The following is a 12335-nucleotide window of genomic DNA, read 5'->3' as shown; positions in this document are numbered from 1 at the left end:
CCATGGAGGCGATTGAGCCAGGGGATCGCCGCAACGGCCAAGTCTTCAGCCGACCACTATCCTTGGGCCGGCCACTATCAAGGAGCGCGAAGTGCCTCACTACCTCGGGATCGATGTTGGCACATCGGCCGTGAAGGCGATCCTTGTCGACGAGCGCCAGGCGACCGTTGCGGAGGCGGACGTCCCTCTGGCGATCTCCCGCCCGCAACACCTCTGGTCGGAACAGGACCCGGAGGCCTGGTGGCAGGCCGTACAGTCGGCCATGGATGGTTTGCAGAGAGACGCGGCATCGGCTCTCGCCGATGTTCGCGGCATCGGCCTGTCGGGACAGATGCACGGGGCGGTGTTGCTGGGCCAGGACCACAGACCGCTGCGCCCCGCTATCCTGTGGAACGACAGCCGGTCGTTTCGTGAAGCGCACGAGCTGGAGGATAAGCATCCCGGGTTCTCGCGCATCGCCGGCGTCATTCCGATGCCGGGCTTCACCGCGCCTAAACTCCTCTGGCTGGCAAGGCACGAACCCGAGACATTCCGTGCAATCCGCAAGATGATCCTGCCGAAGGACTACATCCGCCTGAAAATGACTGGTGCGATTGTCACCGACATGTCCGATGCGGCGGGCACCTGGTGGCTCGATGAGGCGAGTCGCGACTGGTCGGACGAGGTGCTGGCTGCGACCGGTCTCACCCGTGGTCACATGGCAAACCTCGTCGAGGGCTCGCACGCCTCGGGTATCGTACGAGCCGAGATCGCTCACCGATGGGGTTTGCGCAGCGATGTCGTCGTCGCCGGTGGGGCGGGCGATGCGGCGGCGGGTGCCGTTGGCCTCGGCGCCATCAAGGACGGAGCGGCCTTCATCTCACTTGGAACATCCGGGCAGCTTTTCGTCACCACGGAAACCTACAGCCCAGCGCCGGAAGCCGTCGTTCACTCGTTCTGTCACGCGCTGCCCAATCGCTGGTTTCAGATGGCCGCAATGCTGAACGGAGCAAGCTGCCTGTCCTGGGCGGCTGATCTCCTGAAGCGGGAGATCGGCGAACTCCTGCGCGAAACGGAGACTGCTTACAAACGGCCGAGCGCTCTTCTCTTCCTGCCCTATCTGACAGGAGAGCGAACACCACACAACGATCCTTATGCATGCGGCGTGTTCTTCGGTCTTTCGCCGGACACACGGCAAGCGGATTTGGCGCAGGCCGTTCTCGAAGGTGTCGCGTACAGTTTCGCCGACGCGAAGCGGGCGCTCGAGCAGGCCGGAACACCCCTAACGCAGGCTGGCATCATCGGGGGAGGTTCGAGAAGCAGTTTCTGGACGCGGATCTTCGCCAATGTGCTGAACATCCCCATCATGCGCTATCAGGGCAGCGACAAGGGCCCGGCCTTCGGCGCGGCGCGCCTGGCGCGGCTTGCCGCGACAGGTGAGGCCCCGGAAGACGTTTGCACTGCGCCAGACGTTCTTGAGACCATCGCGCCGGAGCCGCACCTGGTCGAACTCTACCAGCCTCGAATCCGGGCTTTCCGGAATCTCTATCAAAGTCTCAAAGCAGAATTCACACGTGGCGCAGAAGGACGGATCTGAGGATACCGGCCATCGGGCGGCCGAATCCTCTTGGATTTGCAGCCCGTACATGCTGCTTAAAGTACAGCCACTTCTCATTTGGATGCTGCCATGACCGCATCAGGAGCCAGTCTATGATCTTGGTTACGGGCGAAGCCTTGGTCGATCTCTTCATCGGAACCGCCACGACGACAGGTTTTCCCGCAGAGGCGGTGGCCGGCGGTTCGCCCTACAACGTGGCGATCGGGATCGCTCGCCTCGGTCGCCCTGCAGCCTTCCTGTCCACCTTGTCAGAAGATGTCTTCGGGTCTTTTCTAGCCGACAAGCTCGCCGAGGTTGGCGTGAGCTCCGCCTATCTGCAGCGCTGCCCGAACGTCACGACGCTCAGTGTGGTGGCGACCGACACCGCAGGACAGCCGCAATACTCCTTCTATGCGCCGGACAGCGCAGATCGTGCCCTCAAGCCCGAGGCCTTGCCCGCCCAACTGCCTGCGGACGTGAACGCCATTGCAGCGGGCTCCTACGCGCTTGGTGTCGAGCCCATCGCGACTGCCATCGAGACCCTGGTGCAGCGGGAAGCTGGATCACGCGTGATTTCTCTCGACCCCAACGTTCGGCCACGAGTTGTCGGTGACCTGACTGCTTATAGGGAGAGGTTCGAGCGCCTGCTGGCCTATGCCACCATCGTGAAGGCAAGCGACGAAGATGTCGAACTGCTCTACTCGACGCATGATCTCACATCGGCAGCGCGCACCTGGCTCCAGCGCGGGCCCAAGCTCGTGGTGATCACGCGGGGCGAGAAAGGATCCATGGCGGCGTTCGGCGACACGATCGTGGAGCGCCCTGCCCCAAGGATCGACGTTGTCGACACAGTCGGTGCCGGCGACACTTTCCATGCCGGCCTGCTCGCTTGGCTCGATGCCAAAAGTCTGCTGACGCCTCGGGGTGTCACAGGATTGAGCGAGGCGCAGGTCACGGATGCCCTCGACTTTGCCACCGCGGCCGCGGCCATCGTCTGCACCCGCCGCGGCGCCAACCCACCGTCCTGGACCGAGGTCGAGCGGTTCATGACTGAGCGCGCCTGAGCCAGATGGAGGGCATCATGACAACCCAACCTGTTCTGCCGCCGCTCGGCACGCCATGGCGCTCCAATCGCTTCCACCGGCAATGGCTGTTCGAGCAGGCCAACAACCTGTTCGACTTCTTTCAGCACGGTGTCATCAATCCGGCCGGCGGCTTCTTCAATCTCGACGAAACGGGACACCCTATCGAGGCCGCCAATCCTGTCCGGCAGATCCACAGCACCACCCGCATGGTGCATTGCTTTGCCATCGGCACCCTACTCGGCCGGCCCGGCTGCGATGCCATCGTCGACCATGGAATAGAGTATCTCTGGAAGGCGCATCGGGACGCACAGAACGGAGGCTATGTCTGGTCGCTCGACAATGATGGACCGAAGGATGACACCAAGCAGGCCTATGGCCATGCCTTCGTGCTGCTGGCAGCCTCGAGCGCCAAGGTGGTGGGCCATCCGCTGGCGGACCACCTGCTGGAAGACATCACGCAGATTCTGGAGGAGCGCTTCTGGGAGGAGCAGCACGGAGCGGTGACGGAGGAATTCACGCGCGACTGGCAGCCCCTGAGCCAATATCGCGGCCAGAATTCCAACATGCACCTCACTGAAGCCCTGATGGCGGCCTTCGAGGCCACAGCCGATCGCACCTATCTCGACCGAGCGGGGCGGATCGCCGGCCTCGTCATCGGCCGCCATGCGGCTGCCCTGGGCTATCGGGTGGCCGAGCACTTCCATGAGGACTGGAGCCTCGACAGAGACTATCGCGGCGACGACATGTTCCGCCCCTCCGGCACGACGCCTGGCCATTGGCTGGAATGGGCCAGGCTCCTTCTCCAACTCTGGTCCCTGGGCGGACAGCGTCACGCCTGGATGCCGGAGGCTTCCCGTGAGTTGTTCCGGCAATCCATTGAACTGGGATGGGACAAGGACAAGGGCGGGCTCTTCTACGCCCTCGACTGGGACGACAAGCCGAGGCTGTCGCTGAAGCTCTGGTGGCCCTGCGCGGAAGCCATCGGCGCGGCGGCGTTCCTAAGCGAGCACAGCCCAGGCGACTTGCACGAGCAGTGGTACCGCACTCTCTGGGGCTTCGCCGACCGCTACCTGATCGACTATGAACATGGAGGCTGGCGGCCTGAACTTGCTGAAGATCTGATGCCCGGCTCGACCCTGTTCGCTGGCAAGCCGGACCTCTACCACGCGCTCCAGGCCTGCCTGATCCCGCTCTTTCCAGCCACCGGCAGTCTGACAAAGGTCATCGCGGAAGCCGTTGCTCAGGGCTGAGCAAGAGAGCGCTCCAGCGCATCGCGGTTAGGCATCCCGGCCTGCGCGCCGGGTGTCAGGCAGGACAGGGATGCGGCCGCACAGGCCTTTTCCATCGCAGACCCCATCTCCAGGCCCTCCGCAAGACCGCTCGCCAGCACGCCGACAAAGGTGTCGCCCGCGCCGGTGGTATCGACCGGCGCGATCGGGCAGGCCGCGGCATGGATCCGTGTGCCATCGCAGGAAACGCCATAGGCTCCCCGGGCACCGGCCGTCACGATGCAGGTTGGGCCGAAATCGCGCGACAGGACAGTGGCGGCCTTGAGATAATCGTCACCCGTACCCGTCGCCTCGCCGGCGACCGCGGCGATGGCGAGCGCCTCGTGCTCGTTGACGACCAACACATCCGCCGCTTGCAGCAGTTCAGCCATGCCTGAACGTTCTTTGACGGGCGGGACAGGAGCGAAGTTCCAGATCACCCTTGCCCCTGCCCGACGCGCCCGTGCAGCGGCATCGAGGCTATAGGCCAGGGAGACCTCCATCTGGAGCACCAGCACGGAGGCCTTCGACAAAAGGCTATCCGGAAGATCCATGGAGCACAGGGCCATGTTGGCGCCGCTCGCCACCGTAATGGCGTTCTCGCCGGTATCATCGACCGTGATGAAGGCACAGCCTGTCGGCTCAGCCACAATCCGCATAGCCTGAACATCAACGCCGTTGTCTTCGAGGTTCTTGAGGCAGGCTGCTCCGAAGGGATCATCTCCGACGGCGCCGACCATGGCGACCCGGCCGGGTCCGCCCTGCCCTATCCGTGCTGCGGCAACCGCCTGATTGGCTCCCTTGCCACCGAAGAAGCTGTCGGCGCGGCGCGAAAGAACGGTTTCGCCCGGTCTGGCGATGCGCTGCACCCGCGCGACGAGATCCATGTTGATCGAACCGAAAACAACGATCATGCCGCTCATCCTTTGAGGCGCTTTCCTACCATCGGCGGTTTGGGCCCGGCGGGGGGTAGCTCCTGATTTCTTTGAGGAGCAACGAGAGAGCCATCCACAGCTATTTCCTCCTCAGCACCACAGAGGGATTATGCCCTGGAACCAAGCAGCCTGCCTCAACATTTGACTCGCAGGTAGGCGTAGCAGCGGTAAACTGTCATCAGAATCAAAGATAGTTTGCCTCTCGCAGGTAGAAGAACAGGCTTTGATGGGCAGGCAGGCTGATCCTCACATTCTGGATCGCGGACATTCACCGCCCGCAACGACGCGCTCTCGTATCTCCACTTCGCTCGCAAGTTTTTCTCCAGACGCCTCTGCGCGGCGCCTGGATGATTGGTGTGCGCAGTTTCAACCCGGAGTTGGTCATTGAGCAAGCATCATGAAAAGCAGAGACGCAAGACCCGCCGCTCCCATGAAACAGCGCAGGTTTTCGACCTCACGGGCTCCAAGTTCCAGGGAGAGCGCAGCCCTCCGCCCATCAAGCCGCTCAATGCCACACAGGATGATTATCTCGACGCTTTGAAGACCAGCTCCCAGGTCGTGGTGCTCGGGCCCGCAGGCACCGGCAAGACCTGGATCGCAGCGACATACGCGGCGGATCTTTTCCGCCAGCGGCGAATCCGCAAGATCATTCTGACCCGCCCCAATGTCCCGGCCGGTCGTTCCCTCGGCTTCTTCCCGGGAAGTCTCGAAGAGAAGTTCGGTCCTTGGGCCGCGCCCGTGATCGAGGCCATCAAGGAGCGCATCGGCACGGCGGCTTTCGACATCGCGATCAAGAACGGCGATATCGAAATGGTACCGTTCGAAGTGATGCGCGGCCGCTCATGGCGCGACGCCTTCATCCTTCTCGACGAGGCGCAGAATGCGACGCCGGCCGAGATGAAGACGTTCCTCACCCGCATCGGGGAGGAATGCAAAGTGGTGATCAACGGGGATGTGAGCCAGTGCGACCTGCGCGAGACATCGGGTCTGCGCACGGTGCTTCACCTGATCAAGTCGCAGATGCTGCCGGTGCCGATCGTCGAGTTCACCCTCAACGACATCGTGCGGTCTGGAATCTGCGAGATGTGGGTGCGCGCGTTCGAAGAGGTCCACTGCTGACGCAGTGAACCCGGATCTTTTCACAAAACGCTGAGGCAGGGCCTCTTAGGCGAGTTCGATGGCGCCGACTTCGGCGCCCTTGCGGCCCTCGACGATCGCAATGCGAACCGCTTGTCCTTGGTCGAGCTGGCCGAGACCGGCACGCTCCACGACGGAGATATGCAGGAACAGGTCCTTGCTTTCACCCTCGACGGACACGAAGCCGTAGCCCTTCACGGAGTCGAACCACTTCACGGTGGCGGGCACCTCCGGGGGGCCGCTCACGGGACGGGTGCTGGGGCCGCTCGGGCGGGAGAACCCGCCGGACTGGCCGCCTGGGCCACCCGCACGCGGCGGACGCGCCGGACGCGCACCGCGCGGCGGCTCCGGCTCGGCCGTGCTGGTATCCACGCTGACGATTTCCTGGACCTGCGGACCCTTCTGGCCCGTGCCGACCTTGATGACCAGGGTCGTGCCGGATTCGAGGGCGGTGTGACCCGCAGCCTCGACCTGCCGGACGTGCAGGAAGGCCTCGCCCGAGCCATCGGTCATCTCGACGAAGCCGAAGCCCTTGTCGGGATTGAACCATTTCACCCGTGCTTCAGTCTCGGGTCCTGCGGCTGAGGAGCCGTAGGATGTCTGCTGCCGCATGGGCCGTTCAAAAGATGTTGGCGGAGCGAATTCGCCCCAGTGATCTTCGGGTTGACCGCCAAATTGACGTCGGCGATCACGGTGATCATTTCCCCGGCCCATCAGGACTGCCTTCTAAAGTCTCAAGTTTCCTAAACGCCATAGGCGTACAGCCCCCAACCATTGAGGGCAAGAAGATAACTACTCATACCTAAACGTTTCACGCAAGGTCCCAAAATGGTGGTTCTGGCGAATTGTCAGGTTTCACGTCGGGAATTTCGGGCTTCCATCAGGCTTTTAGGACCTATGTCCACCCGAGCCCTCAAAAATGGCGGAAGCAGCAGATCCTGAGATCTGTCGGGAGGCGAGCAATGGCAAAGCCGCCCTCCGCCGGCTCAGCTTGATCCATGAGGCAGCCGAGATGACTGAGCCGCCAAGCCTTCAACTGCTCTATCGCGTCTCCGGGACACCCAGCTTGGCCGGGAGCGCGGTTGGCCTCCCTCCACGCGCCGGCAATTCGAAGCCGGCGGGGTCTGCGCTGCCTTGGGTGTCGGTAGCCTGCAGGCAATCACCGACAAGATCTGTTCCAGCATGAGCTTTTCCGCCATGCCTGCTACTTGGCTCAGTTCAGCGTCGGCACCATGCCGCATGAGCAGATCATGCGCTCCATTGAGCTTATGGGGACTAAGATTACATCAGTCGTTCGCGTGAAAATCGCTCGCAGAAAGGCTGCTTGAGAAGCATGAACCCAAGGTATTTACTTTAGCTTGTCGGCAGGGTTACGATACCTTCCAGAATTCCTAATAACATAAGATAGCGAACGGAACAGACGTTAAGACTAGAGTGATTGCAACTGATTCGTGCAACGACGCCGAAAAGGCGCTGCGTCAGATGTAATCCGGCCAGGAGGGGCTATGCTTGAAGATCGAAGAAAGCGAGTCCTGATCGTCGAAGACGAGGCCATGATCTCGATGCTGATCGAGGACATGGTTCTGGATTTCGGTTGCCAGGTCGTGGGCCCTGCCGCTCGTCTGGATCATGCCCTCACCCTTGCCCTTCAGGCCGAGATCGACATCGGCCTCCTCGACATCAACGTGGACGGGTCTGTCGTTTTCCCGGTCGCAGACGTGCTGCGCTTCCGTAAAATTCCTTTCATCTTCTCGACAGGCTACGATTTCCGCTCGCTCCCAGAGCGTTTCCGCGACTGTCCGACCCTGTCGAAGCCGTTTTCCTACCAGAACTTCGCCGACACGCTGCAAACTGCTCTAGCAGTTCAGGATATTCGGGCGGCTGTTTGATTCCACTGGCGCAGGATACAGGACGACTTTTTGAGCTGCCGCTCCGATGAGAATGAAGGCCGCTCGGGCGCATAATCCTGAACGGCTGTTCATTTAGGAACGTGTTTCCACCAGCATCTCGGCATCTGCCCTCGGCCTCAGCGTCACCTTCATGATTGGCGCCGGCATGGAGCCTGATCTCGGCCGCATACGAACGGCCTTCAGCATGATGGCCAGGATGGCGAGCGCCTCCATCTGGGCGAAGGCGCTGCCGATGCAGATCCGCGGACCCGCGCCGAAAGGCATGTAGGCGTAACGATGCCTCGACTTCGCCTGCTCCGGCGCAAAGCGCTTGGGATCGAACCGCTCAGGCTCGCCCCAGAGTGCTTCATGGTGGTGCACTGCGTGAATGGGAACAACGATCACAGCACCATCCGGAACCATGAACCCGCCGAGCGGGAAGGCACGTGTTGCCGTTCTGGTAATGATGGGAGCCGGCGGATAGAGCCTCATGGCCTCCGAGAATACCTGCCGTGTATAGGTCAGCTCGGAAATATGCTCCGGGCGAACCGGACCATTGCCTGTGACCGTGTCAATTTCTGAAAGCACCCTCGCCTCGTGCTCCGGGTGATGCGCCAGAAGGAGAAAGGTCCAGGCAAGTCCAAGGGCCGTGGTCTCATGTCCGGCCGTGATGAAGGTCAGGAGATTGTCGGCAATGTCCTCATCCGTCATCACGCGCCCGGTTTCGGGATCGGCTGCTGCGAGGAGCAGCGCGACCAGGTCCTCACGCACCTCTCCGTTGCGACGGCGTTCGGCGATCATGCCGGTGATCGCCGAGCGAAGATAACCTGTCGCCGCCCTCGCCCGGCCGCGCCCCGGGTATGGCACCCAATCGGGCGCGTTGAGGATGCTCAATGCGAAGATCCAGCCGGTCGGTTTCAGGTAATCCGTGATGCCCCGCTCCACCCGGACCACGTCGATCCCGCTAGGCCCCGACATCATGGTCTCCACGATGATGTCGAAGGTCGTGCGCATCATCTCGTGGCCGATCCGGATTGTTGCGTCGGGGCCGGCAGCAAGCCAGCGGTCGCGGGTCCGCTCCGCGGCCGAGATCATCGCGGGAAGCAATCCGACGAGCTTCTCATGCCGGAAGGCCGGCGCCACGGACTGGCGCTGCCAGCGCCAATGGGCGCCGTCTGCCGTGAGCAGGCCCTGGCCGAGAGCCGGGCCCAGAGCCCGCCGCACATCCTCCCCCTTCGACAAAGAGTCAGCATTGCGAACCAGGGCCTCTTGGATGAGAGACGGATCCAGCAGGAAAACCCTCTCTCGGCTGGCGACCCGCGAATAAACGAGCGGTTCTCGATAGACCTCCGGCGGCAGCGCCTTAAGCGGGTCCCGAACGAGCGCGGGCAGGACAGAGAGTGGAGAGCGGCGGCTGACCGCGATGCCGGGGCTCTGCTCCGACAGCATGGGAAGGGCATCGATGCTCATGCGATTCCTTTTTGAGACGACTCACGTACCCTCTGATATGCCGGAACCGATCAGAGCTTGTCCGGCATTGGCAGGGCAACAAGAGGCACAACGCAGAAACGCGACTTTGGATCTGGAGAACTTCGCGTAGTGACCCATTTGATCAATCGATGATTTTCAGCCATGGAACTGACAACTTCTCTCGGATGTCGCGGAGCATTTGGTGAATATGAGTACCAAGCGGGCGGAAGGCCCCTTTCGCATCAAGCGCTCGGAAACAGGTCTTGGGCTCTTCGCAACGGATGTAATTGAGAAGGGATCCTTCATTATCGAATATGTCGGACCTCGGATTACGAGCGAAGAGGTCGAGAGGCGCCGGAACACCCGCTACCTGTTCGAGATCAACAGCCGCTGGACCATCGATGGATCGCCGCGCTGGAACACTGCGCGCTATATCAATCACTCATGCCGTCCGAATGCCCAGGCGACGATCTCGCGGGGCAAGATCCGCATCAAGGCGATCAAGCGCATCAAACCAGGCGACGAGATCACCTACAATTACGGAAAGAATTACTTCGAGACCTTCATCAAGCCGCATGGCTGCCGATGCCACTCGTGCCAGAAGAAGCGTGAAAAGGAAGCCGCTGCTTCGGCCTTGTGAGGCTCAGCCCGCCTTGAACTCGGAAACCGTGCGCCTCGCGCCAAGCTCGTAGAGCCGCGTGAGGTGTGCCGCGACTTCGCCGGTGAAGCGAGCACCAGCCGGCAGGTCGTCCCCGAAGATCCCACGAATGGCAAACAGACCACGCGCCAGCATTTCGGCCGATCCGCCTGCCCTGTCGGCCACTTCTCTTAGCTGCTCCGCCATAGGGTCGCGAACGTCGATGGTCCCGCCCTTCTCGTCGATCCCCGTCACATAGCGCATCCAGGCCGCGACCCCGAGGGCCAACCGCCCGATGGGTGCGCCGCTGCGCAGACGGTCGCGGATCGTGCCGAGAAGGCGCTGGGGCAGCTTCTGCGATCCATCCATGGCGATCTGCCACGTGCGGTGCTTCAGGGCCGGGTTCTTGAACCGCTTGATGAGGGCGCTCTTGTAGGATTCCAGATCGGCACCCGGCGGCATGTGGAGCGTCGGCGTGACCTCCTCGTCCATGAGGCCCCGGATCAGCCGGACGAAGGCCTCATCGGCCATGGTGTCGGCAACCGTCTCGTAGCCGGCGAGGTAGCCGAGATAGGCAAGCGTCGAGTGACTTCCGTTGAGCAGCCTGAGCTTCATATGCTCGTACGGCTCGACGTCGCTCACGAACTCCGCGCCTGCTTTTTCCCAGGCGGGGCGTCCCTGAGGGAAGCGATCTTCGATCACCCATTGCGTGAAGGGCTCGGTGACGACGGGCCATGCATCGGTCGCGCCGAGCACCTCGCCGATCCGCTCACGATCCTGATCGCTCGTGGCCGGTACGATCCGGTCGACCATGGTCGAAGGGCACGAGACCTCGTCGGCAACGAACCGGCCGAGTTCCGGATCAACCAGTTCGGCAAAGCGCGTGAGAACGCGCTTCACGGTGCGGCCGTTGGAGGGAAGGTTGTCGCAGGTCAAAACGGTGAAGGGCGGCACGCCGTTCATCCGGCGGCGGCGCAGGGCCTCAACGATGAAGCCCGGGGCGGATTTCGGGTTCATCGAATAAGCTAGATCGTGCACGATATCGGGATGGGCCTCGTTCAAGGTGCCTGTCGCCGGGTCGTGGCAATAGCCCTTCTCGGTGACGGTCAAGGTCACGATCCGGGTCTGAGGATCCGCCATCACGTCGAGAAGATCCTCGATCTCCCGAGGAGCCACGATAACGCGCCGGATCGATCCGATGACCCGGAGCGTTTCGCCTTCCTGCGAGCGCACGGACAAGGTGTAGAGCCCGTCCTGCGGCTGCAGCGCGTCGTAGGTGTCCGGGCTCCGCAGGCTTGCGGCCACGATGCCCCAGTGCGGATCCTGTGCCACGACATCGTCCGTATAGACGGCCTGGTGCGCTCGGTGGAACGCACCCACGCCGAGATGAACGATGCCTGTCTTCAGAGCCTTCCGGTTATAAGCGGGGCGTTGAACTCCGCCCGGCAAGTCCGCAAGGTTATCATCGTTCAGGCGATCTGACATTGGACCCTCAATGCGCCGGCTGCTGCTTTGCACGGGTGACGATCTGCGTCGGGTTGACGAAACGCAGGGCGATGATGAGCCAAATCAGCGTCGTCACCATGTAGATCACCGCCATCGCGTCGATGGACTGTACCGCACGCACACCGGCTGCGAAGACGGAGTAATAGAGCGCCACCACGAGAGTCTGGCTGGTCGGGCCGGCCACGAGGAAGGTCAACTCGAACATGGCAATGGTGCGCACCAGAACCAGCAGCAGGGCCGCCAGAATGCCCGGCAGTAGCAGCGGCAGAAGCACATAGATAAAGAGCTTGAAAGTGTTAGCCCCGAAGACGCGGGCAGCCGCCTCGATCTTCGGATCGATCTGCTCGATAAAGGGGATCATGACCAGGATCACGAAGGGCACGGTCGGCACGAGATTGGCCGCCACCACGCCCCAAAAGGTGCCCGCCAGACCCGTCTGGTAGAGCACCGTCGCCAGAGGGATGCCGAAGGTCATCGATGGAATCAGGAGCGGCAGCAGGAAGAGCAGCACCAGTAGGCGCTTGCCTGGGAAATCACGGCGCGCCAGTGCATAAGCGGCCGTCACGCCGAGGGCGCCTGAGATGAAGACCACGGCGCCGATAACCTGAAAGGTGACGACCAGAACGTCCCAGAGCTGGAACTCGCTCCAGGCGGACGAGTACCAGCGCGTGGTCCAGCCTGCCGGGAGCCAGGTGCCGAGCCAGCGGGTGGCGAAGGAGCTCGTCACCACCGTGGCGATCATGGCGAAAAGGTTGACGACGAAGAAGCCGACGGTTGCCCAGATGGCAGCTGCCCAGAGCTTGGAGCCGATTGTGGTATCGCGGATCATCGG

11 protein-coding genes are annotated in these 12335 nt (G+C 62.3%); 6 read left to right on the top strand and 5 right to left on the bottom strand.

Features of this window, described 5'->3' with window-relative positions; translation table 11 throughout:
* The first annotated feature begins 91 nt into the window (after positions 1–91).
* The 3 genes from xylB (at position 92) to VB618_RS08795 (ending at position 3911) form a co-directional block, all read left to right on the top strand.
* A complete protein-coding gene (xylB, locus tag VB618_RS08805; protein ID WP_329796253.1) occupies positions 92–1576 on the top strand; it encodes a xylulokinase in 1485 nt (494 codons plus the stop codon).
* Positions 1577–1689: 113 nt separating this feature from the next.
* On the top strand, positions 1690–2640 hold the full coding sequence (locus tag VB618_RS08800; protein WP_329796252.1) for a carbohydrate kinase family protein: 951 nt from the start codon (positions 1690–1692) through the stop codon (positions 2638–2640).
* A gap of 17 nt (positions 2641–2657) precedes the next feature.
* Complete coding sequence (locus VB618_RS08795; RefSeq protein WP_329796251.1) at positions 2658–3911, top strand: AGE family epimerase/isomerase; 1254 nt, start codon at positions 2658–2660, stop codon at positions 3909–3911.
* On the opposite strand, the gene VB618_RS08790 is transcribed toward VB618_RS08795, so the two are convergent.
* Complete coding sequence (locus VB618_RS08790) at positions 3902–4843, bottom strand: ribokinase (RefSeq protein WP_329796250.1); 942 nt, start codon at positions 4841–4843, stop codon at positions 3902–3904. The genes VB618_RS08795 and VB618_RS08790 overlap by 10 nt on opposite strands.
* A gap of 405 nt (positions 4844–5248) precedes the next feature.
* Here VB618_RS08790 and VB618_RS08785 point away from each other — a divergent pair, with 405 nt between their 5' ends.
* Positions 5249–5983 carry a PhoH family protein gene (locus tag VB618_RS08785; RefSeq protein WP_442931718.1) on the top strand — a complete coding sequence of 245 codons (735 nt, stop codon included), beginning with the start codon at positions 5249–5251 and terminating at the stop codon, positions 5981–5983.
* 45 nt (positions 5984–6028) lie between these two features.
* On the opposite strand, the gene VB618_RS08780 is transcribed toward VB618_RS08785, so the two are convergent.
* Entirely contained in the window at positions 6029–6613 is a 585-nt protein-coding gene (locus VB618_RS08780; protein WP_329796249.1) for a cold-shock protein, read from the bottom strand.
* A gap of 893 nt (positions 6614–7506) precedes the next feature.
* On the opposite strand from VB618_RS08780, the gene VB618_RS08775 reads away from it, so the two are divergent.
* Positions 7507–7890, top strand: coding sequence for a response regulator (locus VB618_RS08775; protein ID WP_329796248.1), 384 nt, complete (start codon positions 7507–7509; stop codon positions 7888–7890).
* 93 nt (positions 7891–7983) lie between these two features.
* Here VB618_RS08775 and VB618_RS08770 read toward each other — a convergent pair whose 3' ends face one another.
* Entirely contained in the window at positions 7984–9360 is a 1377-nt protein-coding gene (locus VB618_RS08770) for a cytochrome P450 (RefSeq protein WP_329796247.1), read from the bottom strand.
* A 208-nt stretch (positions 9361–9568) separates the two neighbouring features.
* Here VB618_RS08770 and VB618_RS08765 point away from each other — a divergent pair, with 208 nt between their 5' ends.
* A complete protein-coding gene (locus VB618_RS08765; protein WP_329796246.1) occupies positions 9569–10000 on the top strand; it encodes an SET domain-containing protein in 432 nt (143 codons plus the stop codon).
* Between the two features lie 3 nt (positions 10001–10003).
* Here the strand turns inward: VB618_RS08765 and VB618_RS08760 are convergent, their stop codons facing one another.
* Positions 10004–11482, bottom strand: coding sequence for a mannitol dehydrogenase family protein (locus tag VB618_RS08760; RefSeq protein ID WP_329796245.1), 1479 nt, complete (start codon positions 11480–11482; stop codon positions 10004–10006).
* A gap of 7 nt (positions 11483–11489) precedes the next feature.
* Entirely contained in the window at positions 11490–12332 is an 843-nt protein-coding gene (locus VB618_RS08755) for an ABC transporter permease (RefSeq protein ID WP_329796244.1), read from the bottom strand.
* Positions 12333–12335: the final 3 nt, after the last annotated feature.

The organism is Microvirga sp. CF3062 (genome assembly GCF_036314045.1).
In the GTDB taxonomy this organism is placed as follows: Bacteria; Pseudomonadota; Alphaproteobacteria; order Rhizobiales; family Beijerinckiaceae; genus Microvirga.
This window is presented reverse-complemented; position numbering and strand designations above follow the sequence as displayed.

Excerpts from the sequence above, each read along its gene's own strand:
- VB618_RS08800 (WP_329796252.1), top strand. The coding sequence starts at position 1,690 with ATGATCTTGGTTACGGGCGAAGCCTTGGTCGATCTCTTCATCGGAACC.
- VB618_RS08770 (WP_329796247.1), bottom strand. The coding sequence starts at position 9,360 with ATGAGCATCGATGCCCTTCCCATGCTGTCGGAGCAGAGCCCCGGCATC.
- VB618_RS08760 (WP_329796245.1), bottom strand. The coding sequence starts at position 11,482 with ATGTCAGATCGCCTGAACGATGATAACCTTGCGGACTTGCCGGGCGGA.
- VB618_RS08795 (WP_329796251.1), top strand. The coding sequence starts at position 2,658 with ATGACAACCCAACCTGTTCTGCCGCCGCTCGGCACGCCATGGCGCTCC.
- VB618_RS08775 (WP_329796248.1), top strand. The coding sequence starts at position 7,507 with ATGCTTGAAGATCGAAGAAAGCGAGTCCTGATCGTCGAAGACGAGGCC.
- VB618_RS08755 (WP_329796244.1), bottom strand. The coding sequence starts at position 12,332 with ATGATCCGCGATACCACAATCGGCTCCAAGCTCTGGGCAGCTGCCATC.
- VB618_RS08780 (WP_329796249.1), bottom strand. The coding sequence starts at position 6,613 with ATGCGGCAGCAGACATCCTACGGCTCCTCAGCCGCAGGACCCGAGACT.
- VB618_RS08765 (WP_329796246.1), top strand. The coding sequence starts at position 9,569 with ATGAGTACCAAGCGGGCGGAAGGCCCCTTTCGCATCAAGCGCTCGGAA.
- VB618_RS08790 (WP_329796250.1), bottom strand. The coding sequence starts at position 4,843 with ATGATCGTTGTTTTCGGTTCGATCAACATGGATCTCGTCGCGCGGGTG.